General features: G+C 56.0%; 25 protein-coding genes and 4 tRNA genes. 7 read left to right on the plus strand and 22 right to left on the minus strand.

What is annotated here, in order from left to right:
* The 7 genes from J1C54_RS14355 to J1C54_RS14385 form a co-directional block, all read right to left on the minus strand.
* A tRNA-Leu gene (locus tag J1C54_RS14355) sits at nucleotides 1–87 on the minus strand.
* A 23-nt stretch (nucleotides 88–110) separates the two neighbouring features.
* A tRNA-Cys gene (locus J1C54_RS14360) sits at nucleotides 111–184 on the minus strand.
* 39 nt (nucleotides 185–223) lie between these two features.
* A tRNA-Gly gene (locus tag J1C54_RS14365) sits at nucleotides 224–299 on the minus strand.
* Nucleotides 300–401: 102 nt separating this feature from the next.
* Nucleotides 402–1,007 carry a CDP-diacylglycerol--glycerol-3-phosphate 3-phosphatidyltransferase gene (pgsA, locus tag J1C54_RS14370; protein ID WP_229149266.1) on the minus strand — a complete coding sequence of 202 codons (606 nt, stop codon included), beginning with the start codon at nucleotides 1,005–1,007 and terminating at the stop codon, nucleotides 402–404.
* Between the two features lie 95 nt (nucleotides 1,008–1,102).
* Complete coding sequence (uvrC, locus tag J1C54_RS14375; RefSeq protein WP_229149267.1) at nucleotides 1,103–2,920, minus strand: excinuclease ABC subunit UvrC; 1,818 nt, start codon at nucleotides 2,918–2,920, stop codon at nucleotides 1,103–1,105.
* 62 nt (nucleotides 2,921–2,982) lie between these two features.
* Nucleotides 2,983–3,648 carry a UvrY/SirA/GacA family response regulator transcription factor gene (gene uvrY / locus J1C54_RS14380; protein WP_229149268.1) on the minus strand — a complete coding sequence of 222 codons (666 nt, stop codon included), beginning with the start codon at nucleotides 3,646–3,648 and terminating at the stop codon, nucleotides 2,983–2,985.
* A gap of 369 nt (nucleotides 3,649–4,017) precedes the next feature.
* Nucleotides 4,018–4,107: transfer RNA gene (locus J1C54_RS14385), tRNA-Ser, on the minus strand.
* Nucleotides 4,108–4,235: 128 nt separating this feature from the next.
* Here J1C54_RS14385 and J1C54_RS14390 point away from each other — a divergent pair.
* The 4 genes from J1C54_RS14390 to J1C54_RS14405 are packed head-to-tail and all read left to right on the plus strand — an operon-like array spanning nucleotide 4,236 to nucleotide 5,816.
* Nucleotides 4,236–4,916: a Bax inhibitor-1/YccA family protein gene (locus J1C54_RS14390; RefSeq protein WP_229149269.1), complete on the plus strand. Its 681-nt coding sequence runs from the start codon at nucleotides 4,236–4,238 to the stop codon at nucleotides 4,914–4,916.
* On the plus strand, nucleotides 4,916–5,248 hold the full coding sequence (locus tag J1C54_RS14395) for a DsrE/DsrF/TusD sulfur relay family protein (RefSeq protein WP_229149273.1): 333 nt from the start codon (nucleotides 4,916–4,918) through the stop codon (nucleotides 5,246–5,248). The genes J1C54_RS14390 and J1C54_RS14395 overlap by 1 nt, the downstream gene beginning before the upstream one ends.
* On the plus strand, nucleotides 5,245–5,547 hold the full coding sequence (locus J1C54_RS14400; RefSeq protein ID WP_229149276.1) for a hypothetical protein: 303 nt from the start codon (nucleotides 5,245–5,247) through the stop codon (nucleotides 5,545–5,547). Before J1C54_RS14395 ends, J1C54_RS14400 begins: the two co-directional genes overlap by 4 nt.
* Nucleotides 5,547–5,816, plus strand: a complete 270-nt coding sequence (locus J1C54_RS14405) for a hypothetical protein (RefSeq protein ID WP_229149278.1) — start codon at nucleotides 5,547–5,549, stop codon at nucleotides 5,814–5,816. The genes J1C54_RS14400 and J1C54_RS14405 overlap by 1 nt, the downstream gene beginning before the upstream one ends.
* 31 nt (nucleotides 5,817–5,847) lie before the next feature.
* Here J1C54_RS14405 and J1C54_RS14410 read toward each other — a convergent pair whose 3' ends face one another.
* Complete coding sequence (locus tag J1C54_RS14410) at nucleotides 5,848–6,960, minus strand: ferritin-like domain-containing protein (RefSeq protein ID WP_229149280.1); 1,113 nt, start codon at nucleotides 6,958–6,960, stop codon at nucleotides 5,848–5,850.
* A gap of 183 nt (nucleotides 6,961–7,143) precedes the next feature.
* On the opposite strand from J1C54_RS14410, the gene J1C54_RS14415 reads away from it, so the two are divergent.
* On the plus strand, nucleotides 7,144–7,800 hold the full coding sequence (locus J1C54_RS14415) for a TetR/AcrR family transcriptional regulator (RefSeq protein WP_229149282.1): 657 nt from the start codon (nucleotides 7,144–7,146) through the stop codon (nucleotides 7,798–7,800).
* 36 nt (nucleotides 7,801–7,836) lie between these two features.
* Here the strand turns inward: J1C54_RS14415 and J1C54_RS14420 are convergent, their stop codons facing one another.
* Nucleotides 7,837–8,289 (minus strand): PaaI family thioesterase, encoded by a 453-nt coding sequence (locus tag J1C54_RS14420; protein ID WP_229149284.1) that lies wholly within the window; start codon nucleotides 8,287–8,289, stop codon nucleotides 7,837–7,839.
* The gene (locus J1C54_RS14425) at nucleotides 8,286–8,765 is read right to left on the minus strand and encodes a PaaI family thioesterase (RefSeq protein WP_229149285.1); all 480 of its coding nucleotides are present in this window, start codon (nucleotides 8,763–8,765) and stop codon (nucleotides 8,286–8,288) included. Before J1C54_RS14425 ends, J1C54_RS14420 begins: the two co-directional genes overlap by 4 nt.
* Nucleotides 8,766–8,857: 92 nt before the next feature.
* On the opposite strand from J1C54_RS14425, the gene J1C54_RS14430 reads away from it, so the two are divergent.
* Complete coding sequence (locus J1C54_RS14430; protein WP_229149286.1) at nucleotides 8,858–9,988, plus strand: alpha/beta fold hydrolase; 1,131 nt, start codon at nucleotides 8,858–8,860, stop codon at nucleotides 9,986–9,988.
* Here the strand turns inward: J1C54_RS14430 and J1C54_RS14435 are convergent, their stop codons facing one another.
* From J1C54_RS14435 to J1C54_RS14450, 4 genes are all read right to left on the minus strand, one after another.
* Nucleotides 9,989–10,738 carry a hypothetical protein gene (locus J1C54_RS14435; protein WP_229149287.1) on the minus strand — a complete coding sequence of 250 codons (750 nt, stop codon included), beginning with the start codon at nucleotides 10,736–10,738 and terminating at the stop codon, nucleotides 9,989–9,991.
* A gap of 70 nt (nucleotides 10,739–10,808) precedes the next feature.
* Entirely contained in the window at nucleotides 10,809–11,576 is a 768-nt protein-coding gene (locus J1C54_RS14440) for a hypothetical protein (protein WP_229149288.1), read from the minus strand.
* 72 nt (nucleotides 11,577–11,648) lie between these two features.
* Entirely contained in the window at nucleotides 11,649–12,320 is a 672-nt protein-coding gene (locus tag J1C54_RS14445; protein WP_229149290.1) for a DUF805 domain-containing protein, read from the minus strand.
* A gap of 13 nt (nucleotides 12,321–12,333) precedes the next feature.
* The gene (locus J1C54_RS14450; RefSeq protein WP_229149309.1) at nucleotides 12,334–13,113 is read right to left on the minus strand and encodes a ParA family protein; all 780 of its coding nucleotides are present in this window, start codon (nucleotides 13,111–13,113) and stop codon (nucleotides 12,334–12,336) included.
* A 233-nt stretch (nucleotides 13,114–13,346) separates the two neighbouring features.
* On the opposite strand from J1C54_RS14450, the gene J1C54_RS14455 reads away from it, so the two are divergent.
* On the plus strand, nucleotides 13,347–14,663 hold the full coding sequence (locus tag J1C54_RS14455; protein ID WP_229149293.1) for a cytochrome P450: 1,317 nt from the start codon (nucleotides 13,347–13,349) through the stop codon (nucleotides 14,661–14,663).
* Here the strand turns inward: J1C54_RS14455 and gorA are convergent.
* The 8 genes from gorA to J1C54_RS14495 all read right to left on the minus strand — a co-directional run.
* Nucleotides 14,635–15,987, minus strand: a complete 1,353-nt coding sequence (gene gorA / locus J1C54_RS14460; RefSeq protein WP_229149296.1) for a glutathione-disulfide reductase — start codon at nucleotides 15,985–15,987, stop codon at nucleotides 14,635–14,637. The two genes, J1C54_RS14455 and gorA, sit on opposite strands and share 29 nt — an antisense overlap.
* The gene (locus J1C54_RS14465) at nucleotides 15,980–17,518 is read right to left on the minus strand and encodes an FMN-binding glutamate synthase family protein (RefSeq protein ID WP_229149298.1); all 1,539 of its coding nucleotides are present in this window, start codon (nucleotides 17,516–17,518) and stop codon (nucleotides 15,980–15,982) included. The genes gorA and J1C54_RS14465 overlap by 8 nt, the downstream gene beginning before the upstream one ends.
* Nucleotides 17,519–17,636: 118 nt before the next feature.
* On the minus strand, nucleotides 17,637–18,830 hold the full coding sequence (prpF, locus tag J1C54_RS14470; RefSeq protein ID WP_229149301.1) for a 2-methylaconitate cis-trans isomerase PrpF: 1,194 nt from the start codon (nucleotides 18,828–18,830) through the stop codon (nucleotides 17,637–17,639).
* 54 nt (nucleotides 18,831–18,884) lie between these two features.
* Nucleotides 18,885–21,479, minus strand: a complete 2,595-nt coding sequence (gene acnD, locus J1C54_RS14475) for a Fe/S-dependent 2-methylisocitrate dehydratase AcnD (RefSeq protein WP_229149303.1) — start codon at nucleotides 21,477–21,479, stop codon at nucleotides 18,885–18,887.
* A gap of 97 nt (nucleotides 21,480–21,576) precedes the next feature.
* Nucleotides 21,577–22,707: a 2-methylcitrate synthase gene (prpC, locus tag J1C54_RS14480; protein WP_229149304.1), complete on the minus strand. Its 1,131-nt coding sequence runs from the start codon at nucleotides 22,705–22,707 to the stop codon at nucleotides 21,577–21,579.
* A 35-nt stretch (nucleotides 22,708–22,742) separates the two neighbouring features.
* The gene (gene prpB / locus J1C54_RS14485; RefSeq protein WP_229149305.1) at nucleotides 22,743–23,633 is read right to left on the minus strand and encodes a methylisocitrate lyase; all 891 of its coding nucleotides are present in this window, start codon (nucleotides 23,631–23,633) and stop codon (nucleotides 22,743–22,745) included.
* Nucleotides 23,634–23,654: 21 nt separating this feature from the next.
* On the minus strand, nucleotides 23,655–24,329 hold the full coding sequence (locus tag J1C54_RS14490) for a GntR family transcriptional regulator (protein WP_229149306.1): 675 nt from the start codon (nucleotides 24,327–24,329) through the stop codon (nucleotides 23,655–23,657).
* A 114-nt stretch (nucleotides 24,330–24,443) separates the two neighbouring features.
* A partial coding sequence (locus J1C54_RS14495; RefSeq protein WP_229149307.1) for a hypothetical protein occupies nucleotides 24,444–25,531 on the minus strand: 1,088 nt, incomplete at its 5' end.

Genomic DNA, 25,531 nt, shown 5'->3' on the forward strand with positions numbered 1-25,531 from the left:
TGGTGCCCGGGGCCGGACTTGAACCGGCACGTCCCGAAGGACAAGGGATTTTAAGTCCCATGCGTCTACCAATTTCGCCACCCGGGCGGGGGACTTCAGGGGAGTATAGATGGAGGCGCGGGTCGGAATCGAACCGGCGTACACGGAGTTGCAATCCGCTGCATAACCACTCTGCCACCGCGCCGAAACAAAAAACCTCGGACTCGCCGAGGTTTGGAAAAACTGGAGCGGGAAACGAGACTCGAACTCGCGACCCCGACCTTGGCAAGGTCGTGCTCTACCAACTGAGCTATTCCCGCAATGCCGAAACCGTATTGGTGACAGCGGATGGCATTCTACCCGCACCCCCTCCCCTGTCAAGCACTTGGCGCCTTGCAAGTGACTGACTGCGCTGTTTTTGATCAGCGACCCTGGCGGGAGGGCCAAAGCTCAGGCCAGGCGGCACGCAAATAGGAAAACATGGACCAGAGAGTAAGAAAGGTAGCTGCATAGAGCAGGCTATAGGTAAGCCAGTCAAACGGTGTCATCAGCAGATCTCCTTCCGCATCCTGCAAGGGACGAATAGCCAGCAAGCCGGTTATAGCCGAAATCTGCAGCACAGTTTTGATCTTGCCAATACTACTAACGGCAACCCGGGCACGCTGGCCGATTTCCGCCATCCATTCGCGCAATGCGGAAACAGTGATCTCCCGAGAGATAATTACCAGCGCCGGCACTGCCAGCCAGATGGTGGCATGGGCCTGCACCAGCAAAACCAGTGCGGCGGCCACCATGAGCTTGTCAGCAACCGGGTCAAGAAAGGCGCCAAACCGACTGGTCTGATTCAAACGGCGAGCCAGATAGCCATCTAGCAGATCGGTGAGCCCGGCAAGCAGAAAAATGGCGGCAGCAGCCATGGGCGCCCAGCCATAGGGCATATAAAACACTGCCACAAATACCGGAATCAGCAACAGCCGCGCGAGGGTAATCAAATTAGGCAGAGTCAATCGCGCAGCAGTGTCAGACATCAGCAATAACCGTAGGGCAGGAAGACGGCGACAGTATAAAGGAATGCGTCAGGGTTGTGACACGTTGCAACAGACGAGCCATGCGGCATGGGATTTCAGGCATGCAGCCAATCGTAGATCGATAGCGCCAAGGCCGGACTGATACCGGCCACCCGTGAGATTTCCTCGGCAGACGCGTTACGCAGCGGCTGCAGCCCGCCAAAATGATTCAGCAACGCCCGACGACGCGCGGCGCCAACGCCAGGAATATCCTCCAGAGAGGACTGGCTGCGGGCCTTGCCCCGTCGTGCCCGATGGCCGGTTATGGCAAAGCGGTGTGCTTCATCCCGAACCTGTTGCAATAGATGCAGAGCCGGATTGTCCGCATCTGGCGTCAGCTGCACGCCATCCGGACGACACAACACCTCTAGCCCTGCCTTGCGTGACGGCCCCTTGGCGATGCCAAGCAGTACCGGCTCATCGGCAAAACCCAGCTCCTCAAGTACCGCAGCCACCCTGCTCACCTGGCCCTTACCGCCATCAATCAGCAACAGCCCCGGCAATTTGCCGGTGTCGCGGCGCAAGCGTGCATAGCGCCGACGCACCGCCTCTTCCATTGCCGCGTAATCATCGCCGCCCACCGGGGGCGACACATTGAAGCGTCGATAGTCGCTTTTCAGCGCGCCATCGGAGCCAAAGACCACGCAGGACGCGACTGCTTTCTCGCCACCGGTATGGCTGATATCAAAGCATTCGATACGACGCGGCTGTAGCGGCTTGCCGAGCAGCTCATCCAGCGCCGCGTAGCGAGCATCAATATTTTCCCGATTGGCCAAACGGGATAGCAGGGTCTGCTCGGCGTTCTGCTGCGCCATCATTAACCAGCGACGGCGCTCGCCTCGCACCCGGTGGGCCAGACGCAGGCGTTTGCCCTGCTGCTGACGCACCGCCTCAGCAAGCGCTTCGCTGCCATCAGCCTGGTCCTGCAAAATAACCTCGTCCGGCAGTCCGGCATCATCTGGCTGTAAATAGTGATGAGCCAGAAATGCGGACAGCACCACCTGGCCATCTTCTTCACCACGGGTATCCGGCTGCCAATTGCGAATGCCGAGCATCTTGCCCTGACGAATCATCAATACCGCGATTACCGCCATACCATGACGTATGGCGATAGCCACCACGTCCACATCGCCACCGGCGGTATCCACGTACTGCTTTTGCTGCACCGCGCGAATCCCGGCGATCTGGTCGCGCAGCGCAGCGGCGCGCTCGAACTCCAGCGCCTGCGACGCCTGCTCCATCTGCGCGGTAAGCTCATCGGTTACTGCGCGGTCGCGGCCCTCAAGAAAGTCCGCTGCCATGCGTACCTGAACTGCATACTCGTCCGTAGATACCAGCCCGACACAGGGCCCGGTGCAACGCCGGATTTCATACTGCAGACAGGGTCTGGTGCGGTTGTGAAAGAAGCTGTCCCGGCAGTTACGCAGGCGGAACACTTTTTCCAGAGTATTCAGCGTTTCGCGCACCCCGGTAGCCCCGGGAAACGGACCAAAATATCGTGCTCCGGGACGACGCTGGCCACGATGAAATGCCACCCGGGGAAATTCATCGGCAGTGGTGATCTTGATATAAGGATAGGTTTTGTCATCCCGCATAAGGATGTTGTAAGGCGGGTGCAGCGATTTGATCAGCGCCTGTTCAAGCAGTAGCGCCTCGGTCTCGCTGGCGGTAACGGTGGTCTGTATATCGTGTATCCGGGCCACTAGTGCCCGGGTCTTAGGTGCCGCCACGGTTTTGACAAAATAGCTGGAAAGCCGCGCCTTCAGATCCCGTGCCTTACCCACGTAAAGCACGGCACCGTCCCGATCGAGCATCTGGTAGACACCGGGCAAGGTGCTGCAGCTAGACAGAAAAAGACGGGAATCAAAAGGCATGTAAAGCGGCCATCCGAACTCAGAAGTGGATCGTCAGGGCCGGATTATGCAACAGCGAGGTGTCAGCCGATAGCTACCGGAGTCGCCGTGGTGGTCTCATCAATCATGCCCCAACGCATGGCCAGCAAGGTCATCTCGACATCGCTGGAAATTCCCAGCTTGTCGAAAATCCGGTAGCGATAGGTGTTCACCGTCTTTGGTGACAGGCATAGCTTGTCAGAAATCGCCTGTACCCGATGGCAGCTGACGATCATCATCATAATCTGCAGTTCGCGCTCCGACAGCAGCTCCATCGGTGCGGTCTCGTTGCCATTAAACGGACGCAGCGCCATGGCCTGAGCAATGGCGGGACTGATATAACGTTGCCCGGCAAACACCACCCGGATAGCGCGCACCATTTCATCCATGTCCGCCCCTTTGGACAGATACCCGGCGGCACCGGCCTTCATCAGTCGGGTCGGAAATGGCTCTTCTTCACACACCGTCACGGCAATAACTCTGGCCGCATCATCGTGACGCAGAATCTTACGGGTGGCTTCAAGACCACCAATGCCGGGCATCTTAACGTCCATCAACACTACGTCCGGCGACAGATCCCTGGTCATTTGCACGGCCTGCTCTCCGCTGCAGGCCTCGCCGACGACATTAAAGCCGTTCACATCAGCCAGCATTCTGGTAATGCCCATCCTCACCAGCTCATGGTCATCAACCACCAGTACCTTGATCATCCTGCGCTCCGCTAGTCATTCCCTTGGCATTTATGGCATCCGTACGATGCAGATTAACGACGAACCCGCCCCGTTTGAAGTGGTAAAGGCTGCCAGCGACAAACTTGGCCAGCCAGAGGCAATCGTATGGCGGCACTGTACTTTAATTACACAGCAACAAGTAGGAAAAGTGATATATATCAGTAAGATATCGGCATGACATCAGAGGCCACGCAAATCCTTGGCGGGTGCTTGAAGACAGGACAAAGAGACGTCCATGGTTTGCTGGAAAGGACTGCAAGTTTCCCTGCCCGCGCCGAACCAGCGGCCTGGCTAGATGAGCGCCCTGCCAGCAAATAAAAAAGCCCCGCTACGCAGGGCCTTCTTGAGTGGTGGAGAGGGTGGGATTCGAACCCACGGAGGACGTTAATCCTCGGCGGTTTTCAAGACCGCTGCATTCAACCGCTCTGCCACCTCTCCGCAAGCCCGGCATCATAAACATCAAATCGAATCAGTCAAGCATCAACAGGCAGCGGATTCACTTGAATTAACGTTTGGCTGCCGTATCATCCGGGCAACACGGAGCCAAACCGACCAGGAGTCGACCTATGAGAGAGCAAAGCCCCTACGTAGCCCCAAACAGCACGGTTGTTTCAGTTAGCGGCGATCAAGCTGCTCGTGTATTGCGCAACACTTATATGCTACTCGGCATGGCGCTGGCCTTCTCCGCCGCCTGCGGCTGGTTTGCCATGAACAGCGGCATCGGCTTTATCAATCCAATCCTGACCATCGTTGTTTACTTCGGCTTGCTGATCTTTACCAATGTAATGCGCAACAGTGCCGCCGGCATCCTTGGTGTTTTCGGCATCACCGGCTGGCTGGGCTTCACCACAGGGCCGATTATCAGCGCCTACGCTGCCGTTCAAGGTGGCATGGAACTGGTAACACTGGCACTGGCTTCCACGGCAGTGGTATTCGTCGCCCTATCCGCTGTGGCGCTGGTAACCCGCAAAGACTTCAGCTTCCTTGGCCAGTTTCTGATGGTTGGCATCATCGTTGCCTTCCTTGGCGGTCTGGCGGCTTACTTCTTCAACCTGCCGACCCTGTCGCTGGCTGTCTCCGGGGCCTTCGTGCTGCTTTCATCGATGCTGATCCTGTGGCAAACCAGCGCCATCATCCACGGCGGTGAAACCAACTACATCATGGCCACCGTGACCCTGTTCGTCAGCATCTACAATCTGTTCATGAGCCTGCTGCACCTGTTTACCGCATTGAGCGGCGACGACTGATGCACTACAGCTTGCTGATCTGCGCGGCACCGGAACATCCGGCCGCGCAGTCCGCACTGCTCACCGCCCGTGCCATTCTGGCAGCCGGCCACTCCCTGAAAAGACTGTTTTTTTTCCGCGACGGCGTTCTTCTGGCGCTGCCATCCTGCGTGTTGCATGAGGCCTGGCAATCCCTGATATCGACCCACAATATTGATGCCGTGCTATGCGTTTCTGCGGCCCAGCAACGAGGCCTGACAGGCGGCGACACGCTGCAACCCTGGCAGATCAGCGGTCTGGGGCAGTGGGCAGAGGCCCTGCGTGACAGCGACAGAGTGCTGAGTTTCGGATGATTATGGTGCTATGGCGACGTTCGCCAACACAGACCGGCTTTACGGAGTGGCAAGACTTGCTACTCACACTTGCCCTGTTTGAGCTGCCGCTAAAAGTAGTACTTGTCAGTGACGCTGCCGAGTCATGGGAGGATCAGGCCGTACAGCAGCGCCTGCAGCAGCTTGCCGATATCGGCATCAGCGAGTTTTTTCTTTGTGGCCAGGCCTCAGCGCCAACCACCGACCTGCCCCTGACCACAATTAGCCCTGAGCAACTGGCCGGATTGTGTCAGCAGGCCCGCCAGTTGGTGCATTGCTGATGCTACACCTGCTTGCCTTTCCCATAGCTCGCACCGACCTGCTGGCACTGATGCTGCAATGCCTTGCCGAGGGTGATGAAGTGGTGCTGCTTGATGAAGGGCTGCAGTGGCTGGCCGACGGACAGGCCCTGCAGCAAATACAGGCGACGGGCACCACAATGCACGCTCTGGGCAGGCCGTCGGAGCACGCCTGGGTGGCCGACATCAATTATCAGGAATTGATCACTATTAGCGAGCGTCACCCGGCCAGCTCGTCCTGGTATCCCTAGACTAACTGGCCGAAGACCCCGCAGGGCTTGCTCAGGCAGATTTCTCGTAAAGCGGCCGTGACAGCTCCGCCCAGTCGATATCGCCGTCATCAAGCAGGTTCTCAAACTGCAGAATACCCAACTCCTCAAACTTCGGCCGCACCTTGTCGGTGAGCAGACCAATACGTTTCAGGTTAGGGATCACCCGGGTGAACAGCAGATTCCGGAACTGCTGCATCAGGTAGGATTCCAACACTCGCTCGCGCGCCGCCGGCACATCCCAGCCAAAGTGCTCGAACACCTCGGTGCTGATCAGACGCTCACGCATGACCACGCATGCCTCGTAGGCGAACTGCGCCCGATCCTCTTTTTCTTCTTCAGTTAAAGTCTGAACAAAGTCTTCTAAGTAGTTGACACCAAAGGTAACGTGCCTTGCCTCATCCCGTATAACCAGAGTGATAATGTCGCGCAGCAGCGGATCCTGAGCGGTCAGCTTGAGGGTGTTGAAAGCGGCCAGGGCAAGTCCTTCGATGATGATTTGCATGCCGATAAACTTCAGATCCCAGCGCGGATCAGAGAGGATTTTATCCAGCAGCACCTTCAGGTTTGGGTTGATCGGATACATGATGCCGATCTTTTCTTGCAGGTACTTGGTAAACACCTCGACATGACGAGCCTCGTCAAAGGTCTGTGAGGCGGCATATAGCTTGGCATCAAAGGTAGGCGCACAACTGGCTAACTGCGACGCCACCAGCAAGGCACCCTGCTCACCATGAACAAACTGGGCCAGCATCCAGGCCAGGTTGTGCCAACCAAAGCGCAGCTTTTCGTCGTCCGACATGGACTCGAACGGTTCCCAGCCAATAAACGGGTTCATGTTCTGATCCATCGGGATCTGATCATGGGGAAAGGTCTGACTCCAGTCCACGTCCATATCGGCGTTCCAGTTCAACTCCTTGCCGAGCCGGTAAAGCTTGCGGATACGGCCGTCAGCACTGGAATAGTCCCAGTTATAGTGGCCGGTCAGCGGGGTCTGAAAAATCTCCACCACATCTTCAATGTGGTCGGTGGTCATGCGTGATTCGAGATCCTCGTGGCCGGGACCATCCCAGCTTTTATAGATGGTCACGTCTTCCGGTGGATGGCTTACCCGTCTGATATTCATTGCGCACCTCTTATTGTTCTGAGCATGGCTATTCTGGAAAGCAAAGCAATCTCAACAGTATGCCTGTCACCCTCGGGCGGCAATGTCGTGTTATGACAATACGACCCTGCAATGTCGCTAAATCACAATGCTATTGCCGGGACCGTATTCTCCATTACCATAGCCCGTTACAGGGAGCCGCTGATGAAAAAACCACACCCGCCCCGCAGGCAGACAGAAGGCAGCCCGGTGCTTACTCTGACCGGCCAGGCCCCCGCCGACAAAAACGACAGCACCTCAGACCTGGTTCTGGATTCAGCGCTTTCTCTGTTTATCGAATTCGGCCTACGACGTACCACCATGGAAGACGTGGCCCTTCAAGCTGGTATCGGCCGCGCCACCCTGTACCGCCGCTTCGGCGATAAGGATCAGCTGGTTCAAGCGGTGATTTTGCGTGAATGCCAGCAGCAGCTGGCGCTGATCGAGCAGCGTCTGGACGGGCAACGCTCGGCGGTGGACTCATTAATCGAAGCCTTCGTGCTGGCCGTCACTCGTGCCCACGTCCACCCTTTGTTGATTCGCTTGCTCAGCTCGGAAGCAGAATCCATATTGCCCTACCTAACCACCCGGCTGCCCCAAGTGACCACTTTTGCGCGCCTGTACCTGGCCGCTCAGTTAAGCAAGTCCCAGCAACAGGGACACATGGCCAAGCTACCTGCCGAACAGACTGCAGAGCTGCTGCTACGTCTGCTCCAGTCATTGGTGCTCAGCCCCGATGGAGTGATCGATCCTTCCAGCGAAGCCAGTGTGCGCGACTTTGCCAACACCTTCCTCAGGCCACTGCTAACTCCAGCAGTCTGATCTGGCTGGCTTGCCATCGGTGAACCGACGAGGCCGTTAAGCCCCCTCATCCGACAGCAGAAAGTGGGCTCGAGCGATAGCAATTGGTTCGTCCCGGCGCGTCTGCCAGGCTTCGATATTTACATTACCAATACGCCGCCCAAGCCGGGTTACCCGGCACTCGGCAAAGGTATCGCGAAACAAACCAGCGCGCAGATAATCGATGGTGAAGTCGATGGTCTTGGGCAGTTTTGGCTCCCCCATTTCCAGCAACAGAAAGATCAGTGCGGCCTGCTCCATAAAGCCGGCAACGGCACCACCATGCAGTGCCGGCAGGGTCGGGTTGCCAACATTGGTATCCGCCTTGGGCAAGACGAACGACAACTCCTCGCCCCTGGCCTCGATGCGAATGCCCAGAAACTGGGCATAAGGCACGCGTTCCACCAGAGCCTGATAGGGCTGTTCACCTTTACGGCAGGCGGCGATCAGTGTTTTAAGTGCCTCGCTCATGCTTTCGACTTCCCGAAATAATTCTGCGCGGAAATTTTCATACGCATATAAGTGGCAAGACCGGTGGCCAGCGGATCGTGTTGTTGACCTTCTTCATAGGCAGTCAGGCGAATAAAAGCCACATGTTCAGTCAACCGATAACACTCACCCACACCAACCACGGCTTTACCCTTGGCAGGCGCACGCAAATGATCCAGCCGGAAGTCGATGGTCGGAGTGATTTCAAAGGATGGATAGACACGTGTCGCCACGGCCAAACCACCTACCTGGTCCAGAAAAGCAAACACCGCGCCACCGTGCAGTATCCCGGTATCAGGATTGCCCACAAGCCGCGCCTGCCAGGGCATGATGGCCGTAACCCGATGCTCCTCCGCCTCGGTCACTTCAATGCCCAGCTCCGTGGAATGTCTTACCGAGGTGATAAAACGACGGCAGATCTCCAGGCGGGTGTATTTCGGGGTAGTATCGGAAGTCACAGCGGTCAATTACCCAAGGCAAACAATGGCGCAAGATTAACAGCACTATGGCTTGGGGATAACCCCGGCCCGCCATGAATTCAGGGAACACTATGGCCAGTCGTCCTGCACAACTACTGAAAAGCAGCCTGCGCGCAGCGTCCCATGCGTTTGAGCGACGCCGTCATCCGCACCGTTTTATCCTCACCGACAAAACACCCTGGGTTGAAGTGTTCCGCGACGGCATCATGGCGGTACGACACTACTCGCTGCCGCCCATGGACAGCATCAATGTGGATGGCCATGCCCTGTCGGTCAGTCAGGAGAAAAAGCGCGTGCCAATTCTGCTGGTGCCCGCATTAGGTATTCAGGCATGGACCTTCGACATCATGCCCAACCGCAGCATGGTTCGTTACCTGATGGCTCGCGGTTATGACGTCTACTTGCTTGACTGGGGCCAGCCGTCGCGCTCTGATCGCGAGCTGACGCTGGATACCTATGTCAATCACTGGCTCGCCAAGGCGGTCAGCAGTGTGCAGCGACATGCCGATTGCACGGACATCAGCCTGGTGGGCTACTGCATGGGGGGGCTGCTCTGCCTGATGTATCTGGGCTGCCACCCGGAGGCACCAGTGCGCAATCTTGCCACCATCGCCAGCCCGGTGAACTTTCATAAAAGCGGCGCCTACGGCAAGGCATTTCGTCTGCTCAGCGCTCCCGCCATGAAAGCCCACAACTGGTTCAGCATCCGGCTGGAACCGCTGGACACGCGCATGTTCCACATTCCAGGCAACCTGCTATCCATCGGCTTCAAAATGACCAACCCGCCCGCCGTGGTCACCTCTTATCTTGATTTGGTTAGAAACATTAACGACCGTGAGTACATCACCGAACATATGACCATGGGCCAGTGGTTTAACGATATGGTTGACTACCCCGGCGCTACCGTGCGCGAAGTGATCGAGAAGATGGTGATTGCCAATAGCATGGCGGGAGGCCAGATTGAAATAGGTGCCAGGACTGCGAATCTGGGCGAGGTTCGCTGTGATCTTCTGGCGCTGGCGGGGGCCAGCGATCGTATTGTCACAATTAATGCAGCGCGAGATATTCTGCGCCTCGTGGGAAGTCGGGAAAAACGATTTGAAGTTGTGCCCGGAGGACATGCCGGGGTGTTTGCCGGCAGCAAAGCGCCAGATCACACCTGGCGCATTATCGCCGATTGGCTGGCGCAGCGATCCGGCTGATCAATTAGCCAGCCCGATCACATCGCCGGTAATCTGACTACTGTAACGATAAAAAAGCAGCGGCACCTTGGCCGAATCCGGGTTATCCATCTCTGGCACCGCATTACGGATAAAGGTCCAGCGAGTTCTTGTCTGGTCAAGCACACGCTTTACCTGTTGGTTGTCAGCATAACGGGCCTGCTCTGCGTCCAGCGCCTGCTCAAAGTTCATCGCCTCTTCAGCAAAGTTCATTGAGGGCTGGTTGGTGCCAGTATTAATTCCTGCAGAAGGGAACGCAGTCAGGGCCAAATATTCAGAAGCCAGACGCTGCAGATAGATGCCCATGGAAAATAATCCATCATTGGGCCCCGCAGCCGCATCACCAGCAAGCTGCTGACACTGCTCTGTGATATCCACCACCAGCGTATTAAGCTCACTGAAGGCATTGAAATCAGCATAGCCCAATGTTGCTAACGGGTTATTTAAGGCTCTGCTGCCAAGCTCATCCCAACGCGACACCAATTCACCGGCCGCTGGCAGGGTGTCGCTGTCGGCGGCGGCACGAATACGCTCTGCGTATGTCGCTCCTTCAGAGAGAACCCTTTTCAGGGTCTCAATATCTTCCGCAGCATTGCCGTTCAGGGATAACTGGTGGAATCCTGCCCTGGCCCGCCAGGCGCTGAGCTCCAATAAAAGTGTATCGCTACGCTGAATTTGGGCCTCAGCCAGTGACGCCACGCACAGCAGCATGACAGTGAAAATCCTTTTCATTCTGTTCTCCATGAAATGTCTTTGTGTGCTACCCAGCGAGGTTATTCTACTGGCTATTCCCGTCTACTGACTATTCCCCGGCCATCTCAGCGGCCGTATTAATCGACTCCACCATTTGCTCGGAATAGCGCTGCACCACGAAAGGCACGGAATTTTCGTAGAATTTAACCAGCGACTCTCGGATAAAAGCCCATTTTGATGCGACGGAACGCAGCTCTCTGCTGATATCCGGATTGCCAGCCCAGACCTTCTGGATGGCACTCAGACGGGCATCAAAGTCTGGCACCGCATCAACGAATTCGATTCTGCCACTTTCCGCACCAGTGCCCCCTGCAGCCCCGGCATCAGGTGCCGCAGCTGTGTACATATACTCCGACGCCAACCGCTGCAGCCGGATTGCAAGATCGGTAAGATCCTCCGCCTTTCCTGAAACGTCCTGACGGCGCTGATCGATAAGACGGTGCAAGGCAAGTGCTTCGTTTTCCAGATCCAGAATGGTGTAATGATCGGTGTAGCCCATCTCCGCGAAGGTATTGCCCTCGGCAAAGCCGCGGTAGCGCTCCCAGCTTTCGTTAACCAGCTCCATAAAGGCCTGATCATCGCCCTCCTGGGCCGACTCATTAAGGTCACTAACCACATCATCCGTATCCGCAATAACCTCTTCAAGGCGCTCCATATAGGTGGCATCACCCTGCATCACGGTGTAGGTGTGGAACGCAGTACGTACCTTCCAGACATTCTGCATCAGCTGATCAATATCCATCCTATCCAGCGCTGCGGAGGCAGTTCCTGCAACCAGCAGCAGGGGCAATAGGATAATGGGAACAAGACGCTTCATTCGGTTCTCTCCGACGATATTATTATGCTTTTAGCCTACCTTAAACACTGAGAGGTTGTCATATACCAGGCCTCAAAGTGCCTTTAGCAGCTGCTCGAGTTCCTCGAACTGTTGTAGCTGGCTTTCCACTCCAAGACTCGTCAATAGCTCTGGAGCAAAAACCGAGAATACTGCCATCGCTATATTTAGCAGCAATGCCAATACGCACAAGACCCACCATAGGCCGCCAAATACCATTACCAGCATACCATTGGGCGGGTTGGGGGTGCCGTAGCTGTTCATCCCCGCGGTCCCCGCCCCGGCATAAAGATACAACATGAAAAGAGGCTGGATAATGCCGGCCAGCAACACCAGCCGAGCCCCACCCCCGATGAATACGAGCAGTGGCAAGACGACTATAGGCAGCAACATCAGCAGCACCAACCAGCCGGAATGACCAAGATCGTGCAACCTGCGCACACTCAGGGCAAACATGTACACCCCCATGCCCACTATCATGATGCCGAAAATCACCACCAGTGCCAGTGCTAGAGGAGTCTGCTCCTTAAGGCCGGCAGCACCCGCGAACACCGCGGCCAGCACCCCGAGCAGCGCGAAAATCACCATCGTGGTTAACTGATAACAGGCATAGCGCAGTCGATTGAGGCGCTGAGTCAAAGACAGCGGGAGCATCTCCTCATAGACGATATGGCCCTTGCCAGCATAGCCGGCCTTGGGGGGTGAGTACGGCGAATCTTCTTGCATAAGCGCTTCCTGATCAGCCGTCCAGCTCGTTGTACAGGGCGAGAAACTCTTCTGTCAGCTTGTGTTTGGGCGCCATAAACGCCAACGGCATGCAGCGGTCATGGGATTCGCGCATCACCACGCTGGCGGACAGTCGGTTGGCCAGCATAGGCAGCCCCTCGGAAGACAGCTCATCGACAAGCTGCTGCGGCAACCTGGCCCTCGGCTGGAACTGGTTGACGACAATTCCCTCCACCTTCAGCTCATCATTGTGATCGCCGCGCGCTTCGTTGATGTTTTCCAGCAGGGTGTACAGCGCCTGACGGGAAAAAGCATCACAATCAAATGGAATCAGCACACGATCACTACCGATCAACGCCGATAGTGTGTAGAAGTTGTAGGCTGGCGGGGTGTCGATATAGATCTCATCAAACTCGCGCTCAAGAGTTTTCAGCATGCCGCGCAGCTTGTAGATCTTATGCTTACTCTCCAGCAGGTGCTCGATTTCGCCAAGCTCCCCATCGGAGGGAATCAGATATAGATTTTCGAACGGAGTCGCATGGACATACTCGCGCGGTTCCTTTTCTTTCAGCTTGAATGACAGCGTCTGAGCAAAAAAACCGCCTACATTCGGCTTCGGGCCGACACCATCATGCCAAGCCTGCATACCAAGCAGATATTGGCTGGCATTGCACTGTGGATCAAGATCGACCACCAGTACCCGCTTACCCTGAGTGGCGGCAACGGCGGCCAGATTGACCGTAATGCTGGACTTGCCCACCCCACCTTTCTGATTGAACACTACCCGGCGCATACCCTCTCCCTGCCAAACAGTCGTAGCCCGGCGCCAATCATACACCACGACGCCATCAAAACGCCGCCCCATTGCGGACGGATCCTTGCGTAAATAGCACAGCGAAAGCTATTTACCTTTATTGCAGCCGCCCCCCGCACAGCCAACAATGGGTCAATTATCACAACAACCGAGCAACCGTCATGTCTTACACCTCCAGCCAACCACTTTGCGAGGCTCCCTCGGACAGCTCTTTGAAGCCAGTCCCAGGTGATCAAGGCTTGCCGCTAATCGGCATGTCGCTGGCTTTTATGCGCGACCCCATCAACATGATGCGCCAGCGCTACGACAATTATGGGCCAGTCAGCTGGGCCTCCCTGTTTGGCATCCGCATGGTTCAGATGATTGGCCCAGAGGCCAACGAGTTCATCCTGCGCAACCGCAATGATGTGTTCTCGAACAACAAGGGCTGGGACTACTTTATTGGAAAATTTTTCCACCGCGGCATCATGCTGCTGGACTTCGAAGAGCACCGCTGGCACCGCAAGATCATGCAGCAGGCCTTCAATCGCGATGTACTAAAAGCGTATATCGAGCGAATGGGCCCGGCAATAGCCGAAGGCATTGAGCGCTGGCAGCCACAAAGAGACTTCATGGTGTTCAAGGCTCTCAAGCAATTGACTCTGGATTTGGCCACAGACGTATTTATGGGCGAAGAGCTCGGTCCAGAGGCAGACGCGCTCAACCAGGCTTTTATTGACACGGTGCGTGCAGGTACCGCAATTGTCCGTTTTGCCCTTCCCGGCGGCCGCTGGGCAAAGGGCCTGAAGGGCCGCAAGGTGCTGGAAAAGTTTTTCCGCAACAAAGTGGCCGGCAAGCGCAATAGCAATGGCAGCGACCTTTTCAGCGTACTGTGCCGGGCAGAAACAGAAGACGGCGAGCGCTTCAGTGACGAGGACGTGGTCAACCACATGATCTTTCTGATGATGGCAGCCCACGACACCACCACCATCACACTATCAAACATGTTCTATTACTTGGGCAAATACCCGGATTGGCAGCAGCGCGTTCGTGAAGAGTCCCAGGCCATCGGCAAGCCAACACTGGGCTACGAAGATATGGATGCCATGCACAACGCCACTCTGGTAATGAAAGAGTCTCTGAGACTTTGCGCCCCAGTGCCGTCCATGCCGCGCATGACAGTAACAGACACCGAGTTCGCCGGCTGCTTTATTCCAAAAGGCACCATGGTTAATGTGTCGCCCTATTTCACACACTATATGGAAGAACTGTGGCCAGACCCTTTCCGCTTTGATCCGGGGCGCTTCAGCGAGGAACGTCGGGAAGACAAGGTCCACCCCTATGCATGGGTACCGTTTGGCGGCGGCGCGCATAAGTGCATTGGCCTGCACTTTGCCGAATTACAGGTAAAAGCGATCCTTCATCAGGTGGTGCTGAAGTACCGCTGGCGAGTTGCGCCGGGCTATGAAATGCCCATCGACACAACCTCCCTGCCGGTACCTGCGGATGGATTGCCAGTCATCATTGAACGACTTTCCCCTGCCGCATAGTAACCAGCTCCTCAGCTGCAGTGGGATGAATGCCGATGGTGCGATCAAAGTCCGCTTTGGTCGCACCGCTACGAATGGCCACGGCGAAACCCTGAACGATCTCTCCCGCATCATCGCCGACAACATGCAAGCCGATCACCTCGTCGGTGACATCATCCACAATCAACTTCATCAAAGAGCGGTGTTGAACCTCACCGAGGCTGTATTTCATGCCTCGAAACTCACTGCAATAGACACGAATAGTGCCGTGCTTCTCCAGCGCCAACTCCTGACTAAGGCCAACCGTACCAATGTTCGGATGACAGAAAACAGCAGTAGGAATGAAATCATATTCCGGTGCAGCACCTGCTTGTTGAGGGGCAAACAAATGACGCGCCAGCCACATGCCCTCTGCCAAAGCCACCGGAGTCAGCTGCACACGATCAATCACATCGCCAACCGCATAGACTCCCGGCACTGAGGTGCGGAAAGTCTCATCTACCTGTAATGCGCCATTGACGCCGAGCGCTGGCGAGATGCCTTCAAACAGACCGTCCACATAAGGCACCCGGCCAGTGGCATAGAACACCGCATCCACTTCCAGTACTGAGCCATCTTCTAGATGTAGCTGCTTGGCGCGGTCATTAGCAGTAATGGATCGCACATCAGTAGAGAAATGCAGCTCAACCCCACGGTGCGCCACCTGACCGGCGACAAACTCACGCACCTCTTGGTCAAAGCCGCGTAGAAAAAGGTCGCCGCGGTAGATTTGATGCACCTGACACCCCAAACCATTCAGAATCGAAGCAAACTCGCAGGCGATATAACCGCCGCCAATTACCGCGACGCGCTTGGGCAACGCAGGCAGGCTGAACAGGTCATCAGAAATAAGAATATGCTCGCCACCGGGAATGTCCGGAACAAAGGGCTTGCCACCAGTGGCAATGAGAATATGCCGACCTTGTATGATCTGCTCTCCCACCCGAACCTTATCCGCAGCTGTAATTACGCCTCGCCCGGAAAAGATCTGCACCCCGGCCCCTTCCAGCATGCGCTGATAGACACCATTCAGCCGTTCAATCTCGCGGGTTTTGTTATCACGCAGAGTGTCCCAACTGAATGCAGGCTGTGAGTGAAGAGCGTAACCATAATCCTCAGCCAGTCTGAAAAGGTCGCCAAAAGAGGCTCCATAGGAAAACAGCTTCTTCGGCACACAGCCGACGTTGACACAGGTACCACCGAAAAAGCGCTCTTCAACAATGGCCACTTTCGCACCAAAGCCCGCAGCTATGCGCGCCGCTCGCACGCCTCCGGAGCCGGCCCCGATTACAATCAGATCAAACATCAACACTCCTGCCTTGACGCAAATAAATACCCTTCTCTACCGGCGGCCACAGTTCGCTAAGCAAAACTGAACGGGGACCACCGGCAACCATGCGTGCATGGTGACGGCGCAACTCACGGGGTTCCACCACGCCACATGAATGAGCAATAACTTCAACCTCTTTCACCAGATGGCGATGATACTGATAAACCCGCTCAGCCTTATCAATGGGCACCAGACCACGCTGGAGGCGAGGATTATGGGTAGTAATACCAGTGGGACAAGTATTTTTGTCACACTGCATGGCCTGAATACAACCCAGGGCAAACATATAGCCCCGCGCCGAAACACAAAAATCCGCACCAAGTGCAATCGCCCAGGCCACCATATTTGGCGTAATCAGCTTGCCAGCGGCCACCACCCGAATACGCTCACGCAGGCCGTAGCCCTGCAGCAAGTCCACCACCAACGGCAGGGACTCCGCCAGATGCAAACCAACATCATCCATCAGCGACATTGGCGCCGCACCGGTACCACCATCACCGCTATCAATTGAAATATAGTCCGGCGCCGACTCAATACCACGGCGGTTAATTTCGATAAAGAAATCCTCCAGCCATTGCCAGGACCCGACCACAAACTTGATGCCCACAGGCTTGCCAGTCACCTCGCGCACCCGATGGATCATATCCAACAGCTCGGTGGCGCTGGCCACATCCGGGTGCCGGTTGGGGCTGATAGAAGGCTCACCAATCGGTATATGACGAATCGCTGCGATTTCTGCAGTCACCTTGGCACCGGGCAATATGCCGCCTTTACCGGGTTTGGCGCCCTGACTGAGCTTGATCTCGAACATCTTTACCTGGGGATGGGCGGCAGCTTCCTTCAGGCGCTCATCGCTGAGATTGCCATCCGCATCACGCACCCCATAACGAGCGGTGCCAATCTGGAAAACAATGTCGCAGCCACCTTCCAGATGCCAGGGGGACAGGCCACCCTCGCCGGTGTTCATCCAGCAACCAGCTCTTGCGGCGCCCTTTGACAGCGCCAGCACGGCCGGTTTTGACAGAGCTCCATAACTCATCGCAGAAATATTGTGCAGCGACTTGGCCACATATGGCAGCCGCGCATGGGGACCGATCATCATCGGCACGGTTTCCGCCTTGCTCTTATCCAGTACCGGATAGGGGTCATTCAGGAAGATCACCCGCCCCGGTGCCAGCATGCTTTTGGTGGAGCCAAACGGGACCATGGTGGACAGGTCTTTTGCGGCGCGATAAACCCAGCCACGCTGGGCGCGGTTAAAGGGTAGTTCCTCACGGTCCATGGCAAAGAAGTACTGGCGAAAAAACTCACCAAGATGCTCGAAGAAATAGCGAAAGCGGCCAATCAGCGGATAATTGCGACGGATGGCATGGGTTTTCTGGAAGAAGCGGTCCTGAATCCACAGCACCACGCCGGTAATTACGAGTAGTACCAGTGCCAGCAGCACCAGCAAAAAGAAGACATAAAGCACGGCATCCAGCCAATGGGTAACTTCAAGAGACAGCATGGCCTTTCCCCCTAAGCCTTAACTGCCCCCACTATACCCCCGCCGCAGCTCTATAGGAGGGGCTTTAACGGCGAAATCTTGAATGCTTTGCGCCGCCAAAGCCGGTCCTGCAAACGACTCAGATGCTATCGCCCGGCAGTCGCACCGCGCCTTCCATCAGCACCCGCGCGCTGCGGCTCATGATCGCTTTGGTCACGGTCCAGTTAGCGCCTACCAGTTTCGCTTCCGCACCCACCCGCAGGGTTCCCGAAGGATGGCCGAAGCGCACCGCGTCTCGGTCGCCACCACCCGCAGCCTGATTTACCAGGGTGCCGGGAATAGCCGCTGCTGTGCCGATAGCTACCGCCGCAGTGCCCATCATGGCGTGGTGCAGCTTACCCATGGACAGAGCCCGTACCAACAGGTCCACATCCCCTGCCTTAACTGCTTTGCCAGAAGACGATACATAATCCATGGGTGGCGCGACGAAGGCGATCTTCGGCGTGTGCTGGCGCGTGGCAGCACCGGCAAGATCCTTAATCAAGCCCATCTTCAGAGCGCCATAGGCACGGATGGTTTCGAAACGCTCCAGTGCCTTGGCATCACCGTTAATAGCATCCTGCAGCTCAGCACCGGTGTAACCGATATCGACGGCATTGACGAACACGGTGGGAATACCGGCATTGATCATGGTTGCCTTAAAGGTGCCCACTCCGGGCACTTCAAGCTCATCCACCAGATTGCCGGTGGGGAACATGGCACCGCCATCATCACCCTCGCCTTCATCCGCCGGGTCAAGAAACTCAAGAACAATTTCCGCCGCCGGGAATGTCACCCCATCCAGCTCGAAGTCTCCTGTTTCCTGAACCTGGCCATTGGTTACCGGCACATGGGCAATAATCGTTTTGTTAATGTTGGCCTGCCAGATACGCACACTGCAGATGCCATTTTGCGGAATACGTGAGGCTTCCACCAACCCGGCATGCAGTGCAAATGCCCCTGCTGCGGTGGACAGGTTGCCGCAGTTACCGCTCCAGTCCACAAATGCCTTGTCGATTGAAACCTGGCCGTATAGATAGTCCACGTCATGATCAGGCTGCGTGCTCTTCGACAGAATCACACACTTACTGGTACTGGAGGTTGCTCCCCCCATGCCATCGATATGCTTGGCATAGGGGTCCGGGCTACCGATCACCCGCATAAACAGACGATCTCGCGCCTCACCAGGTTTCTGGCAAGACTCGGGCAAATCTTCAAGCCGGAAAAACACACCTTTGCTGGTACCGCCACGCATATAGGTAGCGGGCACTTTAATTTGCGGGGCGTGTGACATGGTTAGATCCTTGTACAGGTTAGTTCGGGGCGGAAATTCTTCCGCCCCGAATGCTCAGGCAACGGCGCCCTGGATAAAATCCTTGGCGAACTTCTGCAGGATGCCACCGGACTTGTACACCGAGACTTCCTCGGCAGTATCAAGACGACAAAGCACTGAAACCCGTTCGACATCACCATTTTGACGATGGATAACCAGAGTCAATCTGGCACCTGGTGACGACTCACCTTCAACGTCATAAACCTCAGTACCATCAAGATTGAGCGTCTTGCGAGTAGTGCCGCTTTCAAACTGCAACGGCATTACACCCATTCCAATCAGGTTAGTGCGATGAATACGCTCGAAGCCCTCAGCAACAATTGCTTCAACTCCGGCAAGAGCCACCCCTTTTGCTGCCCAGTCACGGCTGGACCCCTGACCATAGTCAGCGCCGGCGATAATAATCAAAGGCTGTTTGCGCTCCATGTAGGTTTCAATCGCTTCCCACATGCGCATTACTTTACCTTCCGGCTCAACCCGGGCAAGCGAGCCCTGTACCACCTTGCCCTGCTCATCGGTAACCATTTCATTGAACAGCTTCGGGTTTGCCAGGGTGGCTCGTTGTGCAGTCAAGTGATCGCCACGATGGGTTGCGTAGGAATTGAAGTCCTCCTCCGGCAGCCCCATCTTGTGCAGATACTCACCCGCGGCGGAGTCCATCATGATGGCATTCGATGGCGATAGATGATCGGTGGTGATGTTGTCCGGCAGCAGGGCCAGAGCGCGCATGCCTTTCAGTTCCCGCTGACTGGCCATATTGCCTTCCCAGTATGGCGGGCGACGGATATAGGTGGACATTGGCCGCCATTCATACAGCGGGCTGGCAGCGCGTTCATCACCGCCCTTCTTTTCAAACATGGGTATATAGGTCTGGCGGAACTGCTCCGGCTTCACCGAAGCCTTGACGATTGCATCAATCTCTTCGTCGCTCGGCCAGATATCCTTCAGGGTAATCGGCTTACCGCTCTGATCGTGGCCCAGCACATCCTTTTCAATATCGAAGCGGATGCTGCCAGCAATGGCATAGGCAACTACCAACGGCGGCGAAGCCAGAAAAGCCTGCTTGGCATAGGGGTGAATACGACCATCAAAGTTACGATTACCGGAAAGTACGGCGGTGGCATAAAGGTCACGATCAACCACCTCTTTTTGTATCTTCGGATCCAGCGCGCCGCTCATGCCATTACAGGTAGTGCAGGCAAAGGCGACCACATCAAAGCCCAGTTGCTGCAGCTCTGTCAGCAGGCCTGCTTCCTCAAGGTACAACTTCACGGTCTTGGAGCCCGGCGCCAGTGATGACTTGACCCACGGCTTACGTAGCAGGCCAAGCTTGTTGGCGTTACGCGCGATCAAACCGGCAGCAATCATATTGCGCGGATTGCTGGTGTTGGTGCAGCTGGTGATGGCAGCAATAATAACCGCACCATCAGGCATCAGCCCTTCTTCATTATCGACGTGTTTGGCAATACCACGGGAGGCAAGCTCTGACACCGGCAACAATGCATGAGGATTAGACGGGCCTGCCAGGTTGCGCTGCACGGCGGACAAATCGAACTTGAGCACTCGCTCATACTCAACGTTCTTCAAACTGTCCGACCACAGCCCGGTATGTTTGGCAAACTTCTCCACCAGAGCGACTTGATCATCCTCGCGACCGGTCAGCTTCAGATAGTCGATGGTCTGCTCATTAATAAAGAACATGCCAGCCGTGGCGCCGTATTCCGGGGTCATATTGGCAATGGTTGCCCGATCCCCAACGGACAGGCTGTCCGCACCTTCGCCGAAGAATTCCAGATAGGCGCCGACAACTCGCTCACGACGCAGGAACTCGGTCAGCGCCAGCACCATATCGGTACCGGTGATTCCGGGCTGCAGTTTACCGGTAAGCTCGACACCAACAATGTCCGGCAGGCGCATCATGGACGGATTACCGAGCATAACGTTTTCCGCTTCCAGACCGCCAACACCGACCGAGATTACGCCAAGCGCATCCACCATCGGCGTGTGACTATCGGTGCCCACACAGGTATCCGGGAAAGCCACGCCGTCGCGTATCTGAACTACCGGCGACATTTTTTCCAGATTGATCTGGTGCATGATGCCATTGCCCGGCGGGATCACATCAACATTGTCAAAGGCGGTCTTGCACCAATTAATAAAATGAAAGCGATCTGCGTTACGACGCTCTTCCACTTCGCGGTTTTTCTCGAAGGCATCCTTTTCAAAGCCCGGGTGCTCAACCGCAAGTGAGTGATCTACGATCAACTGTACCGGCACCACCGGATTGACCTTGGACGGCTCACCACCTTCATCGGCAATCGCCTCACGCAGTCCGGCAAGATCAACCAGTGCGGTCTGACCGAGGATGTCATGACAAACAACGCGGGCGGGATACCAGGGGAAGTCCAGATCCCGTCTGCGCTCAATCAGCTGTTTGAGGGCATCACTGAGCAATTCAGAATCGCAGCGACGCACCAGCTGTTCTGCAAGGATGCGCGAGGTATACGGCAGTTTGTCATAAGCACCGGGCTGGATAGCATCCACCGCTTCGCGGGTGTCAAAGTAGTCCAGAACGGTTCCAGGAAGGCGTTTGCGGTACTCGGTGTTCATAGTTCATGGCTCACGGTTAATTATTGCCGAGAAAAATCAGGCTCCGGGGTGTTTATCTGACCTCGGAGCCCTGGTCTGAGCTAGCAGTCAGGCAGCCTCAGCCGCGCTGGCTGATCGGCTTGACGCTACGCGGCTCTTCACCGGTGTACTCCGCGCTCGGTCGGATAATCCGGTTGTCCGCACGTTGCTCCATGACATGGGCAGCCCAGCCAGTGAGACGACTCATAACGAAGATCGGAGTAAACAGCTTGGTGGGGATGCCCATGAAGTGGTACGCCGATGCATGGAAGAAGTCAGCATTACAGAACAGCTTCTTCTCGCGCCACATAACTGCCTCACAGCGTACCGACACCGGATAAAGCACGGTATCGCCAACGTCAGCAGCAAGCTTCTCGGACCATAGCTTGATGATCTCGTTTCGCGGATCAGAGGTGCTATAGATCGCGTGACCGAAGCCCATGATCTTTTCCTTACGAGCCAGCATGCCAAGCATTTCCTGCTCCGCATGATCCGCATCCTTGAACTTCTCGATCATGTCCATGGCCGCTTCGTTGGCGCCACCATGCAGCGGGCCGCGCAGCGAGCCAATGGCACCGGTAATACAACTGTGCAGATCGGACAGGGTGGACGCACATACCCGAGCGGTAAAGGTCGAAGCATTGAACTCGTGCTCTGCATAAAGAATCAGTGAAACGTTCATCACCTGCTCGTGCAGCGCATTGGGCTTTTCACCACGCAACATATGCAGGAAGTGAGCACCAATGGAATCATCATCGGTGTTCTCATCAATGCGCACACCGTCATGGCTGAAGCGATACCAGTAACAGATGATGGACGGGAATACGGCCAGCATGCGATCTGTGGCGTCCTGCTGCTGGCTGAACTCTTCCTCAGTCTCCAGATTGCCCAGCATCGAACAACCGGTACGCATGACATCCATCGGGTGGGCATTTTTGGGAATGCGCTCAAGCACTTCTTTCAGTGCCTGCGGCAAACCGCGCAGGGTTTTAAGCTTGGCCTTATAGCCATCCAGCTGAGCCTGAGTTGGCAGCTCGCCCTTGAGGATAAGATAGGCCACTTCCTCGAACTGGCAGTTCTCGGCCAGATCTTTTACATCATAGCCACGATAGGTCAGACCGGAGCCGGATTTACCAACGGTGGACAATGCAGTTTTACCTGCTACCTGGCCGCGCAGGCCAGCGCCACTGAGTTGCTTTGCTTCTGCCATGGTGTTTCCCCTGTTTCAGTCAATTCAGTAAAAAATCAGCTTTTGCCTTTAGCGAATAGCTCGTCCAGTTTTTCCTCGTAGGCGTGATAGCCAAGGAAGTCATACAGCTCCATGCGGGTCTGCATGGTATCAACCACATTTGCCTGATGGCCATCGCGGCGAATCGCTTCGTAAACATTCAGCGCAGCCTTGTTCATGGCGCGGAAGGCAGACAGTGGATACAACACCATGGTGGCTCCATTGGCAGCAAGTTCGTCGCGGTTGAACAATGGCGTGGCACCAAACTCGGTAATATTGGCAAGCAAATGGGCGCCACCAATGCCTTTAGCAAAGGCCTGATAATCTTCCAGCGTGTGCACCGCCTCGGCGAAGATGCCATCTGCTCCCGCATCAAGACAGGCTTTGGCACGCTCAACAGCGGCATCCAGACCATCTTTTTGGAAGGCATCAGTACGCGCAATAATAAAGAAGTCGTCATCGGTTCGGGCATCAACCGCCGCTTTAACGCGATCCACCATCTCTTCTTTGGAAACGATTTCCTTATTTGGGCGATGACCACAACGCTTCTGCGCCACCTGGTCTTCGATATGCACCGCACCGGCACCAGCGCGGATCATTTCCTTGACGGTACGAGCAATGTTGAAGGCTCCGCCCCAGCCAGTATCGATATCCACCAGCAAGGGCACTTCAGTGGCCGCAGAAATACGACGGACATCTTCCAGCACATCATTCAGGCTGGTCATCCCCAGATCTGGCAGACCATAGGAAGCATTGGCAACGCCGCCACCAGACAGGTAGATCGCACGATATCCGACCCGCTCGGCCATCATCGCGCAGTAAGGGTTAATCGTGCCCATAATCTGCAGCGGCTTCTCTTCAGCAAGCGCCTTGCGGAATCGCGCACCAGCGCTGATTGCTTTGCTCATCATCTTCTCCTGTCAAAAAATCTAGGTCTGGCTTTCTATATTTTCCCGGGCGCGACTGATATGGCGGCGCATCAGCAGCTCGGCCATTTCGCCATCACGGGTTTCAATTGCTTCGATAATTCGCCGGTGCTCGCCGAGCGCCTTCTGCGGCCGGCTGGCGGTCATGGAAAACTGATAGCGATACATACGCACCAGGTGATAGATCTCGCCAATCAGCAAGTCGATCAGGGTCTGATTGTGGCTGCCCTGAATAATCCGGTAATGGAAATCCAGATCACCCTCGCGCTGGAAATAGGCTGTATCTTCTTTCAAATCCTGCTGCTGCTCGTGCTGAGCCAGCAACTCACGCAGCCCCGCCACCTCCTGCGCCGTCATATTCTCGGCGGCCAGCCGCGCAGCCATGCCTTCCAGCGCTTCCCGCACTCGATAGATTTCGATCAGATCAGCGGCTTTCAGGGAGGCAACACGGGTGCCGACATGGGGCACCCGTTCAAGTAGCTTGCGAGACTCGAGGCGGCGAATGGCCTCACGCAGCGGGCCACGGCTAACCCCATAGCGACTGGCCAGCTCGGTTTCACCAAGCTTGGTACCGGGAGGCAGCACACCAAGGACAATATCATCCTGCAGCCGGGCAAAAACCCGGTCAGCCAACGTGCGGCTATCCTGCATGGAGGTGTCCAAGGGGGAATCAGACATAAAAAAGGCCCGTTGTAGACAATCTTGCGCAACGGGCCGTACTTTAGCGAGCTGACCGGGCAGTTTCAAGTGTCATTGTAGACAATCCGTCCTGCCCAGCCAGTCTCTGCTTTCCTATGGCGGTGGTGGCGCCGCACTCACTGGCACACAGGTAAGGTCAAGCTCCACCCCGCTGGCTGCGCCACCAGCCAAGGCCTGCAGGGTGAGACCAACAGCGCCAGTATAGGTATCGAAATCCTCCGCATAGCGAGCTGGCTGATAGAAATCCTGCCAGAAGGCACGTATGCCCGCTTCAAAGTTGTCATCCCCGAGGCGGAACATCGGCTTGCCTGTTTCTGCCAGATCAAGGCGAGCCTGAATCTGGGTGCCGAAATGTGGCATGGGCGGAGGGTCTAACAAGGTGTCAAAGATACCGCCGTCGCTTGCAGAGCCGGCCATAAACAAGAGCACATTGGCACTGTTGCTGTCTGGCAAGGTGCGCGACACGTAACCTACCCGGTACTCCTCAATGGTTCCGCTTGCGGTTTCGCGCACCAACGGATCCGTTGATACCAATGGACGACACTCTCCGGCGCGGTCTGTGACAATCGTGCCATCATCGAGAAACTGCAGGTTAAAGGAGCCACTGGCAAAGGCGAAGCCCGCTCCACCGCGCGGCTTTTCCTTGGTGACGGTTAGCGCCGGATCATCATCTTCACAGGTTTCATCGCAGCTATCGTTATCAATCTCTACCGGGTAGTTCAGGCCCGGCCCGATTTCTTCCGCCGGAATAACAGCACAAGCTGCATCGATATCCGGGTTCACGCAAGCCATGTAAATTGTTACCTGATAAAACTCCGGCAATGCAGCCATGACGCTATCGTGCAGTACCGCGCCGACCGCACCGGTGCGGGCAATACGAAACGGCAGATCGATAAGCTGTGGCTCGTCAAATGCACTACCGGAAAATCTTGCCGCATCGTTTTCTACCATGGTGTAAACAGCAGCATCTGGATAATCCAGCTTATAGTCAGTCCGGTCAGCAGCTGTGGTTTTATTGTCATAGGCAGCTGAGCCGATAATCCGGCCCCGGAATCTCAGTGCCGCATCCGCCGGATCAAGCACACTAAGCACCTCCCAGTCGCCGAGCCCATCACCGCGAATATTCAGACTATCATCCAGCCGGGCACCAGCTTCAAAGGCCAGCAAATCATCCGCCGCCT

Origin of the sequence: Alcanivorax sp. 1008, assembly GCF_020667895.1 — a bacterium.
Taxonomy (GTDB): domain Bacteria; phylum Pseudomonadota; class Gammaproteobacteria; order Pseudomonadales; family Alcanivoracaceae; genus PGZG01.

Coding starts and splice junctions, on each gene's coding strand:
- pgsA (WP_229149266.1), bottom strand. CDS start 1,007: ATGTCTGACACTGCTGCGCGATTGACTCTGCCTAATTTGATTACCCTC.
- uvrC (WP_229149267.1), bottom strand. CDS start 2,920: ATGCCTTTTGATTCCCGTCTTTTTCTGTCTAGCTGCAGCACCTTGCCC.
- uvrY (WP_229149268.1), bottom strand. CDS start 3,648: ATGATCAAGGTACTGGTGGTTGATGACCATGAGCTGGTGAGGATGGGC.
- J1C54_RS14390 (WP_229149269.1), top strand. CDS start 4,236: ATGAGAGAGCAAAGCCCCTACGTAGCCCCAAACAGCACGGTTGTTTCA.
- J1C54_RS14395 (WP_229149273.1), top strand. CDS start 4,916: ATGCACTACAGCTTGCTGATCTGCGCGGCACCGGAACATCCGGCCGCG.
- J1C54_RS14400 (WP_229149276.1), top strand. CDS start 5,245: ATGATTATGGTGCTATGGCGACGTTCGCCAACACAGACCGGCTTTACG.
- J1C54_RS14405 (WP_229149278.1), top strand. CDS start 5,547: ATGCTACACCTGCTTGCCTTTCCCATAGCTCGCACCGACCTGCTGGCA.
- J1C54_RS14410 (WP_229149280.1), bottom strand. CDS start 6,960: ATGAATATCAGACGGGTAAGCCATCCACCGGAAGACGTGACCATCTAT.
- J1C54_RS14415 (WP_229149282.1), top strand. CDS start 7,144: ATGAAAAAACCACACCCGCCCCGCAGGCAGACAGAAGGCAGCCCGGTG.
- J1C54_RS14420 (WP_229149284.1), bottom strand. CDS start 8,289: ATGAGCGAGGCACTTAAAACACTGATCGCCGCCTGCCGTAAAGGTGAA.
- J1C54_RS14430 (WP_229149286.1), top strand. CDS start 8,858: ATGGCCAGTCGTCCTGCACAACTACTGAAAAGCAGCCTGCGCGCAGCG.
- J1C54_RS14435 (WP_229149287.1), bottom strand. CDS start 10,738: ATGAAAAGGATTTTCACTGTCATGCTGCTGTGCGTGGCGTCACTGGCT.
- J1C54_RS14440 (WP_229149288.1), bottom strand. CDS start 11,576: ATGAAGCGTCTTGTTCCCATTATCCTATTGCCCCTGCTGCTGGTTGCA.
- J1C54_RS14445 (WP_229149290.1), bottom strand. CDS start 12,320: ATGCAAGAAGATTCGCCGTACTCACCCCCCAAGGCCGGCTATGCTGGC.
- J1C54_RS14450 (WP_229149309.1), bottom strand. CDS start 13,113: ATGCGCCGGGTAGTGTTCAATCAGAAAGGTGGGGTGGGCAAGTCCAGC.
- gorA (WP_229149296.1), bottom strand. CDS start 15,987: ATGTTTGATCTGATTGTAATCGGGGCCGGCTCCGGAGGCGTGCGAGCG.
- J1C54_RS14465 (WP_229149298.1), bottom strand. CDS start 17,518: ATGCTGTCTCTTGAAGTTACCCATTGGCTGGATGCCGTGCTTTATGTC.
- prpF (WP_229149301.1), bottom strand. CDS start 18,830: ATGTCACACGCCCCGCAAATTAAAGTGCCCGCTACCTATATGCGTGGC.
- acnD (WP_229149303.1), bottom strand. CDS start 21,479: ATGAACACCGAGTACCGCAAACGCCTTCCTGGAACCGTTCTGGACTAC.
- prpC (WP_229149304.1), bottom strand. CDS start 22,707: ATGGCAGAAGCAAAGCAACTCAGTGGCGCTGGCCTGCGCGGCCAGGTA.
- prpB (WP_229149305.1), bottom strand. CDS start 23,633: ATGAGCAAAGCAATCAGCGCTGGTGCGCGATTCCGCAAGGCGCTTGCT.
- J1C54_RS14490 (WP_229149306.1), bottom strand. CDS start 24,329: ATGTCTGATTCCCCCTTGGACACCTCCATGCAGGATAGCCGCACGTTG.